At 72.1% G+C, this 14,161-nt stretch carries 15 protein-coding genes; 3 read left to right on the top strand and 12 right to left on the bottom strand.

Annotation, left to right across the window (positions count from 1 at the left end; all coding sequences use genetic code 11):
• Positions 1 to 25 precede the first annotated feature (25 nt).
• Positions 26 to 592 (top strand): P-loop NTPase family protein, encoded by a 567-nt coding sequence (locus JOD46_RS10650; RefSeq protein ID WP_204394091.1) that lies wholly within the window; start codon positions 26 to 28, stop codon positions 590 to 592.
• 55 nt (positions 593 to 647) lie between these two features.
• Here the strand turns inward: JOD46_RS10650 and JOD46_RS10645 are convergent, their stop codons facing one another.
• Both JOD46_RS10645 and recO read right to left on the bottom strand, forming a co-directional pair.
• Positions 648 to 1,469 (bottom strand): isoprenyl transferase, encoded by an 822-nt coding sequence (locus tag JOD46_RS10645; protein WP_204394089.1) that lies wholly within the window; start codon positions 1,467 to 1,469, stop codon positions 648 to 650.
• Positions 1,466 to 2,203 (bottom strand): DNA repair protein RecO, encoded by a 738-nt coding sequence (recO, locus tag JOD46_RS10640; RefSeq protein ID WP_204394087.1) that lies wholly within the window; start codon positions 2,201 to 2,203, stop codon positions 1,466 to 1,468. Before recO ends, JOD46_RS10645 begins: the two co-directional genes overlap by 4 nt.
• Before the next feature lie 80 nt (positions 2,204 to 2,283).
• On the opposite strand from recO, the gene JOD46_RS10635 reads away from it, so the two are divergent.
• Together JOD46_RS10635 and JOD46_RS10630 are read left to right on the top strand one after the other, a co-directional pair.
• Positions 2,284 to 3,069 carry an SDR family oxidoreductase gene (locus JOD46_RS10635; RefSeq protein ID WP_204394085.1) on the top strand — a complete coding sequence of 262 codons (786 nt, stop codon included), beginning with the start codon at positions 2,284 to 2,286 and terminating at the stop codon, positions 3,067 to 3,069.
• Positions 3,066 to 3,725 (top strand): trimeric intracellular cation channel family protein, encoded by a 660-nt coding sequence (locus tag JOD46_RS10630; RefSeq protein WP_204394083.1) that lies wholly within the window; start codon positions 3,066 to 3,068, stop codon positions 3,723 to 3,725. Before JOD46_RS10635 ends, JOD46_RS10630 begins: the two co-directional genes overlap by 4 nt.
• A gap of 52 nt (positions 3,726 to 3,777) precedes the next feature.
• On the opposite strand, the gene leuA is transcribed toward JOD46_RS10630, so the two are convergent.
• The 10 genes from leuA to JOD46_RS10580 form a co-directional block, all read right to left on the bottom strand.
• The gene (leuA, locus tag JOD46_RS10625) at positions 3,778 to 5,553 is read right to left on the bottom strand and encodes a 2-isopropylmalate synthase (RefSeq protein ID WP_204394081.1); all 1,776 of its coding nucleotides are present in this window, start codon (positions 5,551 to 5,553) and stop codon (positions 3,778 to 3,780) included.
• Between the two features lie 260 nt (positions 5,554 to 5,813).
• Positions 5,814 to 7,214, bottom strand: coding sequence for an ABC transporter permease (locus JOD46_RS10620; RefSeq protein WP_307834999.1), 1,401 nt, complete (start codon positions 7,212 to 7,214; stop codon positions 5,814 to 5,816).
• Positions 7,211 to 7,972, bottom strand: a complete 762-nt coding sequence (locus JOD46_RS10615; protein ID WP_204394079.1) for an ABC transporter ATP-binding protein — start codon at positions 7,970 to 7,972, stop codon at positions 7,211 to 7,213. The genes JOD46_RS10620 and JOD46_RS10615 overlap by 4 nt, the downstream gene beginning before the upstream one ends.
• Before the next feature lie 90 nt (positions 7,973 to 8,062).
• On the bottom strand, positions 8,063 to 8,731 hold the full coding sequence (locus JOD46_RS10610; RefSeq protein WP_204394078.1) for a response regulator: 669 nt from the start codon (positions 8,729 to 8,731) through the stop codon (positions 8,063 to 8,065).
• Positions 8,728 to 9,930 carry a sensor histidine kinase gene (locus JOD46_RS18600; protein ID WP_204394076.1) on the bottom strand — a complete coding sequence of 401 codons (1,203 nt, stop codon included), beginning with the start codon at positions 9,928 to 9,930 and terminating at the stop codon, positions 8,728 to 8,730. The genes JOD46_RS10610 and JOD46_RS18600 overlap by 4 nt, the downstream gene beginning before the upstream one ends.
• 79 nt (positions 9,931 to 10,009) lie before the next feature.
• Positions 10,010 to 10,903: a GTPase Era gene (era, locus tag JOD46_RS10600; protein ID WP_204394074.1), complete on the bottom strand. Its 894-nt coding sequence runs from the start codon at positions 10,901 to 10,903 to the stop codon at positions 10,010 to 10,012.
• The gene (locus JOD46_RS10595) at positions 10,900 to 12,219 is read right to left on the bottom strand and encodes a hemolysin family protein (protein WP_204394072.1); all 1,320 of its coding nucleotides are present in this window, start codon (positions 12,217 to 12,219) and stop codon (positions 10,900 to 10,902) included. Before JOD46_RS10595 ends, era begins: the two co-directional genes overlap by 4 nt.
• A gap of 2 nt (positions 12,220 to 12,221) precedes the next feature.
• The gene (gene ybeY / locus JOD46_RS10590) at positions 12,222 to 12,683 is read right to left on the bottom strand and encodes an rRNA maturation RNase YbeY (protein WP_204394070.1); all 462 of its coding nucleotides are present in this window, start codon (positions 12,681 to 12,683) and stop codon (positions 12,222 to 12,224) included.
• Entirely contained in the window at positions 12,680 to 13,720 is a 1,041-nt protein-coding gene (locus JOD46_RS10585) for a PhoH family protein (RefSeq protein ID WP_204396526.1), read from the bottom strand. The genes ybeY and JOD46_RS10585 overlap by 4 nt, the downstream gene beginning before the upstream one ends.
• Positions 13,721 to 13,796: 76 nt before the next feature.
• Entirely contained in the window at positions 13,797 to 14,153 is a 357-nt protein-coding gene (locus JOD46_RS10580) for an HIT domain-containing protein (RefSeq protein ID WP_204394068.1), read from the bottom strand.
• Between the last annotated feature and the right edge of the window lie 8 nt (positions 14,154 to 14,161).

The following is a 14,161-nucleotide window of genomic DNA, read 5'->3' as shown; positions in this document are numbered from 1 at the left end:
CGCGGCCTCCGGCTACCATCGCGGCATGCTCTTAGAGCGCGACCCGCTGCCCGCCCCACCGCAACGCGTACTGGTCGCCGGGACCAGCGGGAGCGGCAAGTCGACCCTGGCGGCGCACATCGCCGACGCGGCGGGCCTGCCCTACGTCGAGCTCGACTCGCTCTTCCACGGTCCGGGGTGGTCTCCGCGGCCGGAGTTCGACGCCGAGGTCGCCGCGCTCGCCTCCGCCGACCGCTGGGCGACGGAGTGGCAGTACGGCACCGCCCGACCGGTGCTGGCGGCACGGGCGGACCTCATGGTGTGGCTCGACCTCCCCCGGCGCGTGGTGATGCGGCGCGTCGTCGGTCGCACGATCCGCCGTCGCGTGCGCAACGAGGAGCTGTGGAACGGCAACCACGAGGCGGCGCTGCGCACGGTGCTGACCGATCGCGATCACATCGTGCGCTGGGCGTGGCGCACGCATGGCCTCACCGCGATGCGCATCGCGGAGCTGGCCGCGACGCGTCCGGAACTGCCGATCGTCCGGCTGCGGTCGGCCGCCGCCGTCGAGCGATGGACGAGCGGACCGCTCGCGGCAGCCGTGCGCGGCTGACGCGGAACGCGCACGGCGCCCGCCGCCCCCAGCGCGCCACGCGACATCCGCTCGGCTACGCCCCGCTCGCGGACTCCGCCGCGGGAGCGTCGATCGCGCCGCCGAAGCGGCGGTTGCGCGACGCGTACAGCTCGATCGCCTGCCACAGGTCGGTGCGGCTGAAGTCGGGCCAGAGGGTGTCGAGGAACACCATCTCGGCGTACGCCGACTGCCAGAGCAGGAAGTTCGAGGTGCGCTGCTCGCCCGAGCTGCGCACGAACAGGTCGACGTCGGGCAGGTCGGGCACGTAGAGGCGCTTCTGGATGAGCTTCTCGCTCACGGCCGACGGGCGCAGGCGGCCGGATGCCACGTCGTCGGCGATCGAGCGGACGGCGTCGACGATCTCGTTGCGCCCGCCGTAGTTGACGCACATCGTCAGCGTGAGCGTGTCGTTGCCCGCGGTCAGCCGCTCGGCGAACTGGAGTTCGTCGATCACCGAGCGCCACAGCCGGGGCTTCCGGCCGGCCCATCGGATGCGCACGCCCCACTCGTTGAGCTGGTCGCGCCGGCGGTGCAGCACGTCGCGGTTGTAGCCCATGAGGAATCGCACCTCGTCGGGCGAGCGCTTCCAGTTCTCGGTCGAGAACGCGTACACCGAGAGGTGCTTCACGCCGATCTGCACGGCGCCGGCGACCACGTCGAGCAGCGCCGCCTCGCCCGCCTTGTGGCCTTCGATGCGCGTGAGGCCCCGGCGGTTGGCCCACCGGCCGTTGCCGTCCATGACGATCGCGACATGGTCGGGCACCGCACCCTTCGGCATTGCCGGCGGGTACACCCCGGTCCAGTCGAGCGGGCGGTAGGGCACCGCATCCTTGTGGGTGTAGGGCTTGGGAGTCACTGGGGAGCCGTTTCTCGGGAGACGTGGGAGAGCGAGCGGAGGCCGCGCTCGAGATGCCACTGCGCGTACGCCGCGACGATACCGCTCGCCTGCGCCCGGTCGCGTTCGGGGGCCGCTTCCGCGACATCCCACTCACCGGCGAGCAACGCGCCGAGCAGGTCGACCGTGGACGGCGCGATGCGCGGCGTGCCCGGCGGTGCGCAGTCGTTGCAGACGACGCCGCCGAGCTGCACGACCACGGCGGTGTGCGGACCCTCGCGCCCGCAGCGGGCGCAGTCGGCGAACGTCGGCGCCCAGCCCGCGATCGCGAGCGCGCGCAGCAGGTAGGAGTCGAGCGTGAGCGCCGGCCCGTGCTCGCGGCGGGAGAGCGACCGCAGCGCGCCGACGAGCAGCAGGTACTGCTGGAGCGAGCCCTCGGCCTCGGTGAGCCGGTCGGCGGCCTCGACCATCGCGTTCGCGGCCGTGTAGGCGGCGTAGTCCTGGCTGATCTCGGCGCCGTACGCGCCGATCGTCTCGGCCTGCGTGATCACGTCGAGCGTGCGGCCCTCGTAGAGCTGCAGGTCGGCGACCATGAAGGGCTCGAGCCGCGACCCGAACTTCGACGCGGTACGCCGCACCCCGCGCGCGACCGCGCGGATCTTGCCGTGCCGGCGCGTGAGGAGCGTGACGATGCGGTCGGCCTCGCCGAGCTTGTGCGTGCGCAGCACGACGGCGTCATCTCGGTACACGGGCACGTCTCGATTCTCCCACCGACCACCGGCCCCCCGGCCGAGGGCGCGCACCGGCACCCCGTCCGGAACGGCAGAATGGTCGGGTGACCTCGTCGTCCGCACCCGTCCTCGTGACGGGAGGCACTGGCACGCTCGGCCGGGCGGTCGTCCGCCTGCTCGCCGCGCGCGGCGATGACGTGCGCGTGCTGAGCCGCAGCGGCGCGCCCGGCACGGTCCGGGGCGACCTGGAGACCGGCGAGGGCGTGGAGGCCGCACTCGACGGCGTGCGCGCCGTGCTCCACCTTGCCACCACGCTGCGCGACGACACCGGCATCACGCAGACCCTCGTGCGCGCGGCCGACCGCTCGGGTCGGCCACGCGTGCTCTACTCGTCGATCGTCGGAATCGATCGCATCCCTCTGGCGTACTACGCGGGCAAGCGCGCATCCGAGCGGATCATCGCCGAGTCGCGCCTGCGCTGGACCGTGCTGCGCACGACCCAGTTCCACGACTTCATCGAGACCCTCTTCGGCGTGCAACGCCTCTCCCCCATCGTGTTCGCGCCGGCGTTCTCGTTCCAGCCGATCGCGGTCGAGGAGGTCGCGCAACGGCTCGTCGAACTGCTCGACTCGGATGCCGCGGGCATGGCGCCCGACATCGGCGGCCCCCAGACGCGCACCGCGAGGGACCTCGCGCGCGCCTACCTCGCCGCGCGCGGCTCGCGCCGCCCGACGCTGCCGTTCCGGCTGCCCGGCACGCGATTCTCGGCGTTCGCGTCGGGCGCGAACCTCGTGCCGGGCGAGCCGTACGGCCGCATCACGTTCGAGCAGTTCCTCGCCGCGCACGCCGACGCCGCCGCGCGCGGATCGCGTGGTACAACCGAGGCATGACGCTCGCGCCGTTCGAGATCCCGCTCTGGGCCGACCTCGCGGCGGTGGCGATCGGCGCCCTGCAGGGGGCCATGTTCGCGGGACGCCTGAAGGAGCGCCGGCTCGACCTCCTCGGCGTCGCGCTCATCGGCATCCTGGTCGGGCTCGGGGGCGGCCTGCTGCGCGACATCCTGCTGAACCAGCTGCCCGCGGCGATGAAGAGCAACTGGTACCTGCTCGTCGCGACGCTCGCGGCGCTGCTCGGGATGCTGCTGCTGCGACTCTTCACGCGCCTGAACCCGCTGATCATCGCGCTCGACGCCGTCACCATCGGCCTGTTCGCCGCGATCGGCACGACCAAGGCGCTCGCGTACGGCGTGCCCGAGGTTCCCGCGGTGTTCGTGGGCGTCGTGTCCGCGGTCGGCGGGTCCATCCTGCGCGACGTGTCGCTGAACCTGCCCATCGCGCTCATGCACGTCGGATCGCTCTACGCGATCGCGGCGGCCGCGGGCACCGTCCTGATCGTCGTGCTCGTGGCGCTCGGCGCGAACATCACCGTCGCCGCGACGACGTGCGTCATCGTCACGACGCTCATCCGCCTCGGCTCGGTGCGGTTCGGCTGGAGCCTGCCCGAGCAGCGTGCGATCGCGAGCTGGCGGGTCTGGCGGCGGGCGTAGACGCCGACGGGCGGGGCGACGGAAGCCGCACCCGCCCGTTCGACGATCGAGATCAGGCGAGGGCCGGCGCCTGGGCCTCCTCGCGCACGCGGACTCCGCGCAGCGCGCGGTTCACGGCCGAGACGACGGCCTTGAGCGATGCCGTGGAGATGTCGGCGTCGATGCCCACGCCCCACAGGGTGCGGCCCTCGACCTGGCACTCGACGTACGCGGCCGCCAGGGCGTCGCCGCCGGCCGAGAGCGCGTGCTCGCTGTAGTCGAGCACGCGCACGTCGACGCCCTCGGAGGCGAGGACCGACAGGAACGCCGCGACCGGGCCGTTGCCCGACCCGTCGGCGTCGACGCGCTCGTCGCCGTCGCGGAGGCCGACGCGCACGCGGACATCGCCCGTGAGGTCGCTCTCGGTGCGCAGCGACAGCAGCTCGAACCGGCCCCACTTCTCGTCGGGGCGGTCCTGCGGCGCGGGCAGGTACTCGTCGTTGAAGATCGACCAGATCTCCTCGCTCGTGACTTCGCCGCCCTCGGCGTCGGTCTTGGCCTGCACGACACTCGAGAACTCGATCTGCAGGCGGCGCGGCAGGTCGAGTGCGTGGTCGGTCTTCAGCAGGTAGGCGACGCCGCCCTTGCCCGACTGCGAGTTGACGCGGATGACGGCCTCGTAGCTGCGACCGAGGTCCTTCGGGTCGACCGGCAGGTACGGCACGGCCCACGGCAGGTCGTCGACCGAGACGCCCCGCTCGTCGGCACGGGCCTCCATGGCCTCGAAGCCCTTTTTGATCGCATCCTGGTGCGACCCCGAGAAGGCCGTGTAGACGAGGTCGCCGGCCCACGGGCTGCGCTCGTGCACGGGCAGCTGGTTGCAGTACTCGGCCGTGCGCTTGACCTCGTCGAGGTTCGAGAAGTCGATCTGCGGGTCGATGCCCTGCGTGAACAGGTTGATGCCGAGCGCGACGAGGTCGACGTTGCCCGTGCGCTCGCCGTTGCCGAACAGGCATCCCTCGATGCGGTCGGCCCCGGCCATGTAGCCGAGCTCGGCGGCCGCCACGGCGGTGCCGCGGTCGTTGTGGGGATGCAGCGACAGGATGATGTTCTCGCGGTGCGCGAGGTGCCGCGACATCCACTCGATCGAGTCGGCGTACACGTTGGGCGTCGCCATCTCGACCGTCGCGGGCAGGTTGATGATCACCTTGCGCTCGGGCGTCGGCTCGAAGACCTCGATCACCTGGTTGCAGACGTCGACCGCGTACTCGAGCTCGGTGCCCGTGTAGCTCTCGGGCGAGTACTCGTAGAAGACGGTCGTGCCGGGCACGGTCGCCTCCATCTCGCGGCACTTGCGCGCGCCGTGCAGGGCGATGTCGATGATGCCCTGCTTGTCGGTGCGGAACACGACCTCGCGCTGGAGCACGCTCGTCGAGTTGTACAGGTGCACGATCGCCTGCTTCGCGCCGCGGATCGACTCGTACGTGCGCTCGATCAGGTGGTCGCGCGCCTGCGTGAGCACCTGGATGGTGACGTCGTCGGGGATCGCGCCCTCCTCGATGAGGCTGCGCACGAAGTCGAAGTCGGTCTGGCTCGCCGAGGGGAAGCCGACCTCGATCTCCTTGTAGCCCATCTTGACGAGCAGGTCGAACATGATGCGCTTGCGCTCGGGACTCATCGGGTCGATGAGCGCCTGGTTGCCGTCGCGCAGGTCGACCGCGCACCAGCGCGGCGCCTTCTCGATGTGCTTGGACGGCCACGTGCGATCCGGCAGGTCGACCTGGATCTGCTCGTGGAACGGACGATACCGATGCACGGGCATCGGCGACGGCTTCTGGTGGTTCTGCATGGGATGCTCTTCTCGCTTTTCGGGGGTTTCAGCCGACGACGAACTCCGCAGCGAGGGAGGCCTGTGAACTAGGACTCGCTGCGGCAGCTAAGGAGAAGCAGGCCGTGAAGCACGGATTCAGGGTAACACCGTGCACGCGAACGAGCGCAACCATGACGTCGACGGATGCCGACCGACCGCGCAGGGCGGACCCGTGGCGGGTGCCGCCCCCCAGTGACCGGCACCCGTCACGCGTCATCCGCTCGCCCGCGCCGGCACGCTCACTCGACCGCGAGCGCCGTGACCGGCGAGACGCGCGTCGCCCGGCGGGCCGGCGCGAGCGAGGCGACCACCGTGAGCACGGCCGCCGCGCCCACGAGCGCCGCGACGACACCCCACGGGATCGACGGCAGGATCACGAGCGGCTCCCCCTGCACGCTCCCGAGCATCGACTGAGCGCCCGCCCAGCCGTAGAACACGCCGAGCACGAGTCCCGTGACGGTCGCGGCGGCGGTCAGCGCGGCCGCCTCGGCGATCACCATCGCGCGCAGCTGGCGGCGTTCGAAGCCCAGCGCTCGCAGCAGCCCGAGCTCGCGCGTGCGCTGCAGCACGCTCAGCGAGAGCGTGTTCACGAGGCCGATCGCCGCGATGAGCGCGCTGAAGCCGACGAGGATGCTGAACACGCTCACCGTTCCCGCGATGATCTCGTCGATCCCCTCGCGCATCTCCGGGCGGTCCTCGGTCGCCGCGAGCAGCAGCGTGCGGTACGACTCCATCGCGACGGCGAACATGGTCACGAGCGTCACGCCGATCACGAGGCCGATGGTCATGCGCGAGCTGCGCTCGGGATGGCGCACGGCGTTCTCCGCGGCGAGGCGCGCGGGTGCCGACGAGCCGAGCGCTCGCCCGACGAGGCGCAGCACGGGCGGCATGACCACGTGGGCGCCGAGCACGACGCCCGTGAACGAGAGCACCCCGCCGAGGAGTCCGACGAGCACGCCGAGCGGCGTGACCAGTCCGAGCGCGACCCCGCCGAGCAGCAGGAGGACGCCGACGCCGGCGAGCACTCCCGCGGCGACCGTGCGGCCGTGGCGTGCGGCGAGCTCGTCGCGCGAGGATTCCGTCGCGTTGCCGAGCGCCTGTGCCGGGCGGACCGCGAGCACGCGGCGCGATCCCACCCAGGCGGCCAGCCAGGTCGTGAGGGCTGCGACGATCGCGGGCGGCAGCACCGCGGCATCCGCCCACTGGTGCTCGACGCGGGGCAGCACGTCGGTCGCGATCGCGAGTTCGGAGAGCGCGATGGCGGCGCCGGTTCCCACGAGCACTCCCGCGACGGCGCCGATGGCCCCGACCACGAGCCCCTCACGGGCGATCGCGGCGCGCTGCGCACGGGCGCTCGAGCCGATGAGCCGCAGCAGCGCGATGAGGCGCGTGCGCCCGGCCACGACCGTCGCGACCGTGTTCGACGTGACGACGGCGCTCACGTAGATCGCGATGACGATGAACACCCACGCCGCGATCTGCAGCATGATCGCGGCCGTGCCGCTCTCGCCGGTGACGTCGTCGGCGCGGATCGCCGAGCCGAGGTACCCGGTCACCTGCAGGAGGGCCACGCCGAACGCCGACGCGAGCGTCGCCACGAGCACCGTCGGCCCGTGCTCGGCGAGGAGCCGGCGGATCACGCGGCACGCTCCATGGCGAGCATGTAGGTGGAGATCTCCTCGGCCGTGGAGCGGGTCGCGTCGCGCACGATCCGCCCATCGGCGAGGAAGAGGATGCGGTCGGCGTGGCTCGCGGCGATCGGGTCGTGCGTGACCATCGCGATCGACTGGCCCGACTCGCGACTCGCGTCGGCGAGGATCGCGAGCACCTCGCGCCCGGTGCGCGAGTCGAGGTTGCCGGTGGGCTCATCGGCGAAGACGAGGTCGGGACGCGTCGCGAGCGCCCGCGCGATCGCCACGCGCTGCTGCTGCCCGCCCGAGAGCTCGTGCGGGCGGTGGCGCAGCCGCGGCCCGAGGCCGAGCCGCTCGATGAGCGCATCGATGAGCGCACGCTCCTCGCGTGCGGGTCGGCGCCCGTCGAGCTCGAACGGCAGCAGCACGTTGCCCTCGACGTCGAGCGTCGGCACGAGGTTGAACGACTGGAACACGAACCCCACCCGCCGGCGGCGCAGCACCGTGAGCGCGGCATCCGGCAGTTCGGTGATGTCGGTGTCGCCGAGCCACACGCGGCCCGAGGTGGGCGTGTCGAGGCCGGCCATGATGTGCATGAGCGTGGATTTGCCCGAGCCCGAGGGGCCCATGATCGCCGTGAACTCGCCGCGGCGCAGGCCGAGCGAGACGTCCTGGAGCGCGGCGACCGCGCCCGCGCCCGCGCCGTAGTGCTTGCCGAGCCCGGCGACGCGGGCGACCAGTCCGAGGTCAGAAGGTTGGATCTGCATGCCCTCGACGCTAGGGACGGCGGCCCGGCGGGCGCGTCCGCCCGATGTCGCCCCCGCGTCATCCGATCGGATGAACCTGCGGGGCCGGCGTCAGCCGCCGGTCAGGTCGTGCTCGTACGCGAAGACGACGAGCTGCACGCGGTCGCGCAGCCCGAGCTTCGCGAGTACGCGGCTCAGGTGCGTCTTCACGGTGGCCTCGCCGAGGAACTCGGATGCCGCGATCTCGGCGTTCGAGAGTCCCCTGGCGGCGAGGGCGAAGATGTCGCGCTCGCGCGCCGTCAGGTCGCCCCAGGCCGGCGGAAGCGGTCGTCGCCCGCTCCCCCGCGACGACGACGCGATCAGGTCGAGCGTCGCGTTCGCAGCGATCACCGCATTGCCTCGGTGCACCGTCCGGATCGCCGCGAGCAGGAACTCGGGGTCGGCGTCCTTCAGCACGAACCCGCTCGCCCCGGCCCGGATGGCGCGAGCGGCGCTCTCGTCGAGGTCGAACGTCGTGAGCACGAGCACGCGCGGCGGCTCGCGGCCGTCGCGCTCGGCGTCGGCGAGGATCCGTTCGGTCGCGGCGATGCCGTCGAGCTGCGGCATCCGCACGTCCATGAGCATGACGTCGGGCCGGCTGCGTTCCGCGAGGGCGATCGCGGCTCGGCCGTCGGCCGCGTCGCCCGCGAACACGAGATCGGGCTGCGACTCGACGAGCATGCGGATCCCCGCGCGGAAGAGCGCCTGGTCGTCGACGAGGGCGACGCGGATGCCGCTCACGAGGCCGCCCGCGCGGGGATGCGCGCCGTGACGCGGAACCGGCCCTCGGGGTCGGCCTCGGCGGTGAAGGTGCCGCCCGCGAGCTCCGCGCGCTCGCGCATGCCGGGGATGCCGTGCCGCGGGCCCGTCGCGGGCTCGGCGGCTGCGTCATCCGACGCGCCCGGCGCCGGCAGCGCGTTCTCGACGCGGACCGTCACGCCGTGCGGATCCCAGCCCAGCTCGAGGTCGACCGGCCGCGACGTGTCGCCGTGCCGCAGGGCATTTGTCAGCCCCTCCTGCACGATCCGGTACACCGCGATCTGGTGTCCCGCGCCGAGCGGCACGCGCTCGCCCGTGTCGGTTCGGCGCACGTCGAGCCCTGCGCCGCGCAGCTGCGCGACGAGGTCGTCGAGGTCGTCGAGCTCGGGCTGCGGCGTCGCGCCCTCGCGGTGCCGGAGCTCGCCGAGGAGCAGCCGGACGTCGCCGAGCGCACCGCGCGCGACGCCCGAGATCGTGCCGAGCGCCTCGACGGCGGCCTCGGGCCTCGTCCGCGCGGCGAACCGCGCGCCGTCGGCCTGCGCGATCACGACCGCGAGCGAGTGCGCCACGACGTCGTGCATGTCGCGCGCGATCCGGCTGCGCTCCTGCTCGACGACGTAGCGGTACTCGGCGTGCTCGCGCTCGCGCCGGTCGAACTCGGCCCGGCGGCGTTGCTCGCGGGCGTCGCGGACCGTCTTCGCGAGCAGCCCCGCCGTCCACGCGAGCACCAGGCCGGCCAGCGCCGCGCTGAAGAGGATCGCGCCCCACATGAGGCGCCCGGGCAGGTCGACGGATGGCGCGAGGCCCGTCCCCTCGGCGAGCGGCACGACCACGCCGAGGTAGGCCGTCGCGAGGAGCGCGCCCGCACCCGCCGAGCCGAGCCCCCACCACCGCACGGCACGCGAGCCGTACGCCGAGGTCGAGTACACGACCACGAACACCGCGGCATCCGCCGGCTGCAGGTCGCGCAGCATGAGCATCTGCGCGCACGCGGCCACCCACGCCACGACGAGTGCCGCACCGGGCGCGACCCGCCGCAGCACGAGCGCCGCGGAGAACAGCACGACCACGACGAGGTCGGGCGGACCGCCGACGAGCGCGTACAGCGCGCACACCGCGAGGAACAGCGCCGCGAGGACCCCGTCGACGACGAGCATCGTGCGCTGGGAAGGAGAACTCACCGATCCACGCTACGACGTGCCCGCGCGTCGCGGGCGACGTGCCGTCGGAATCATCCTCGAGTCGGATGCCGCGGGAGGCTCAGAACCCCAGCCGCCCGAGCTGCTTCGGGTCGCGCTGCCAGTCCTTCGCGACCTTCACGTGCAGCGCGAGGTAGACCTTGCGGCCGAGCAGCCCCTCGATCTGCGCGCGGGCGCGCTCGCCCACCTCGCGCAGGCGCGCACCGCCCTTGCCGATGATGATGCCCTTCTGGCTATCGCGCTCGACGTACAGGTTCGCGTAGACCTCGACGAGGTCCTTGTCCTCGCGCTCGACCATGTCGTCGACCGTCACCGCGATGGAGTGCGGCAGCTCGTCGGAGACGCCCTCCAGCGCGGCCTCGCGCACGTACTCGGCGATCCGCTCGGCGACCTCCTCGTCGGTCGTGGTCTCCGCGGGGTAGAGCGGATGCTCCGACTCGGGCATCAGCTGCAGCAGTTCGTCGACGAGCACGTCGAGCTGCTCGCCCTTCGGCGCCGACACGGGGATGATCGCGTCCCACTCGCGCAGCTGCGACACCGCGAGGAGCTGCTCGGCGACCTTCGCCTTGCCCGTCGCATCCGTCTTGGTCACGATCGCGACCTTCTTCGCGCGCGGGTACTGGTCGAGCTGCTCGTTGATGAACCGATCGCCGGGGCCGATCGTCTCGTTCGCGGGCACGCAGAAGCCGATGACATCGACGTCGCCGAGCGTGGTCTGCACGAGCGAGTTCAGGCGCTCGCCGAGGAGCGTGCGGGGGCGGTGCAGGCCGGGCGTGTCCACGACGATGAGCTGGCCGTACGAGCGGTGCACGATGCCCCGGATGGCGCGGCGCGTCGTCTGCGGCTTGGAGCTCGTGATCGCGACCTTCTCGCCGACGAGCGCGTTGGTGAGCGTCGACTTGCCGACGTTCGGGCGCCCCACGAACGAGACGAATCCGGCCCGGTAGTCGGTCATGCGCGTTCTCCCTGCTCTGCGGTGGCCTCGTCGGCCGCGAATGCGGCGCGCACGTCGATGAGCGCCTGGTCGGCCTCGACGAGGATCGTGGCGATGCGCTTGCGGCGACCCTCGGTGCGCTCGGCCTCGAGGAGGAGCCCGCTCACCGAGGCGCGGTCGCCGCGCTGCGGCAGGTGCCCGAGCTCCTTGGCCAGCAGGCCGCCGGCCGAGTCGACGTCCTCGTCGTCGAGGTCGAGCCCGAACAGCTCGCCGAGCTCGTCGACCGGCAGCCGCGCGTTCACGCGGTAGCGGCCGTCGCCGAGGACTTCCACCTGCGCGGCCTCGCGGTCGTACTCGTCGGAGATGTCGCCGACGAGCTCCTCGATGAGGTCTTCGAGCGTCACGAGCCCGGCGATGCCGCCGTACTCGTCGACGACCATCGCGAGGTGGTTCGACTCGAGCTGCATCTGGCGCAGGAGCGCGTCGGCGCGCATCGACTCGGGCACGAAGGCAGCCGGCCGCGCGAGGTCGGCCACGGTGAGCGTCTCGGCGTCGAGCGGGCGCTCGAACCCGAGGCGCGCGAGATCGCGCAGGTACAGGATGCCGACGACGTCGTCGGCCTCGCGGTCGACCACGGGGATGCGCGAGTAGCCCTCCTTGAGGAAGAGCGCCATGGCCTGGGGCAGGTGCGCGGTCGTCTCGATGGTGACCATGTCGGTGCGCGGCACCATGACCTCGCGCACGAGCGTGTCGCTGAACTCGAAGATCGAGTGGATGAGCTCGCGGTCGCCCTGCTCGAGCACCTCGAGCTCGGTGGCCTCATCGACCATGCTGAGCAGCTGCTCCTCGCTCGACACCCCCGCGAAGCGGATCCGCCCCGGCGTCACCCGGTTGCCGAGCGAGACGAGCGCATTCGCGAGCGGGCCGAGGAGCACCCGCGTGAACCGCACGATCGGGGCCGACAGCCGCAGCACGAGGTCGGGATGCGCGCGACCCACGCTGCGGGGACTCGCGCCGACGAGCACGAACGACACCGCCGTCATGACCGCGGCGGAGACGAGCAGCACGAGCCAGACGTCGTCGAGGAAGAATGTGAACGCGAGCGTCACGAGCACGGCCGCGGTCGTCTCCGCGAGGATGCGCATGAAGTTCACGGCGTTCACGTGCGCGCCGGTGTCGTCGGCGATCGCACGCAACGAACGTCCGGCGCGCGCACCGATCGACAGGTCGACGAGGTCGGCGCGCGACGTCACGCCGATCGCCGAGTCGATCGCGGCCATGAGGCCGCCGAACGCCACCAGCACGAGCGCGGCCGCGAGGAAGAGCCAGGGCAGCATGGTCAGCGGCGGCGCTCCTGCATGGAGAAGCCCACGAGGATGTCGCGCTGCACGCCGAACATCTCCTTCTCCTCGTCGGGCTCGGCGTGGTCGAAGCCGAGCAGGTGCAGGATGCCGTGGGTCGTGAGCAGGAGCAGCTCGTCGAGCAGGCTGTGCCCGGCCGACTTCGCCTGCGACTCGGCGACCTGCGGGCAGAGCACGACGTCGCCGAGCAGTCCCGGCGGGGCCGGCTGGTCCTCGGTGCCGGGGCGCAGCTCGTCCATCGGGAAGCTCAGCACGTCGGTCGGCCCGGGCTCGTCCATCCACTGAACGTGCAGCTGCTCCATCGCGCCCTCGTCGACGAGCACGATCGCGAGCTCGGCGTCGGGATGCACGTGCATCATGTCGAGGGCGTACACGGCGAGCCGCTGCAGCGCCGCCTCGTCGACCTCGATCGACGACTCGTTGTTGATCTCGATGCTCACGGGTTCCTTCTCCTGGGCAGGTGATCGCGCGGGCCGGGCGGCGGCGGCGTGCGGCGGTCGCCGCCGCGGCGCTCGGCGCGGTTGGCGAACTCCCGCGCCTGGTCGCGCTCGTAGCGCGCCGCCTGCTGGCGCTGGTCGAACTCGGTGTACGCGTCGATGATGCGGCCGACGAGCGTGTGGCGCACCACGTCGTCGCTCGTGAGCCGGGCGAAGTGGATGTCGTCGACGCCGTCGAGGATGCGCGTGACGATGCGAAGCCCCGAGGAGCCGCCCGGCAGGTCGACCTGCGTGATGTCGCCCGTGACGACCATCTTCGAGCCGAAGCCGAGGCGCGTGAGGAACATCTTCATCTGCTCGGGCGTGGTGTTCTGCGCCTCGTCGAGCACGACGAACGAGTCGTTGAGCGTGCGGCCGCGCATGTACGCGAGGGGGGCGACCTCGACGGTGCCGGAGGCGAGCAGCTTCGGCACGAGCTCGGGGTCCATCATCTCGTTGAGCGCGTCGTAGAGCGGGCGCAGGTACGGGTCGATCTTCTCCGTGAGCGTGCCGGGCAGGAACCCGAGCCGCTCCCCCGCCTCGACTGCCGGGCGTGTGAGGATGATGCGGTTGACCTCCTTGCGCTGCAGCGCCTGCACGGCCTTCGCCATCGCGAGGTAGGTCTTGCCGGTGCCCGCCGGGCCGATGCCGAACACGATCGTGTGCTCGTCGATCGCATCGACGTACGAGCGCTGTCCCTCGGTCTTCGGACGGATCGACTTGCCGCGGCTGGAGACGATGACCTGCCCCAGCGTGTCGGACGGGCGGGAGGCCGGGTCGGCGTCGAGCATTCGGGCGGAGCTCCTCACTTCGATCGGGGTCGGGTCCTCGCCGCCGCGGACGAGCTCGAGGAGTTCCTCGATGAGCCGGCGCACGCGCGCGCGCTCGCCGGCCTCCCCGCGGATGGCGATCTCGTTGCCGCGCACGTGCACGTCGACGCCTGGGTACTCGCGCTCGATGCTCGTGAGCAGGCGGTCCTGCGGGCCGAGGAGCCGCACCATGGCGATGCCGTCGATCCGCAGCCGCTCCTCGTCGGTGCGGAGCTCGGATGCGGGCGGCGGCGTCTCGCCCGGGTCGTCAGCCGGCAAGCGATCCCTCCCTCAGGCCACCGCCGAGGAGGTGGGCGTGCACGTGGAACACGGTCTGGCCCGCGGCGGGACCGGTGTTGAAGATGAGCCGGAACTCGCCGTCGGTCAGCTCGTCGGCGATGCGCTTGGCGGCGCCGACCAGCTCGGCGAGCAGTTCGGGATCGGCCGCGGCGAGCTCGACCACGTCGCGGTGGCGGCCGTCGCGGGGCGTCACGATGACGTGCACGGGCGCCTGCGGCGCGATGTCGTGGAAGGCGATGATCCGCTCGGTCTCGAGGACCATCCGCGCGGGGATCTCACCCGCGGCGATGCGCTCGAAGACCGTGGGTTCCGCCGTTCCGCTCATCACTCCAT

Source organism: Agromyces aurantiacus, from assembly GCF_016907355.1.
Lineage (GTDB): Bacteria > Actinomycetota > Actinomycetes > Actinomycetales > Microbacteriaceae > Agromyces > Agromyces aurantiacus.
This window is presented reverse-complemented; position numbering and strand designations above follow the sequence as displayed.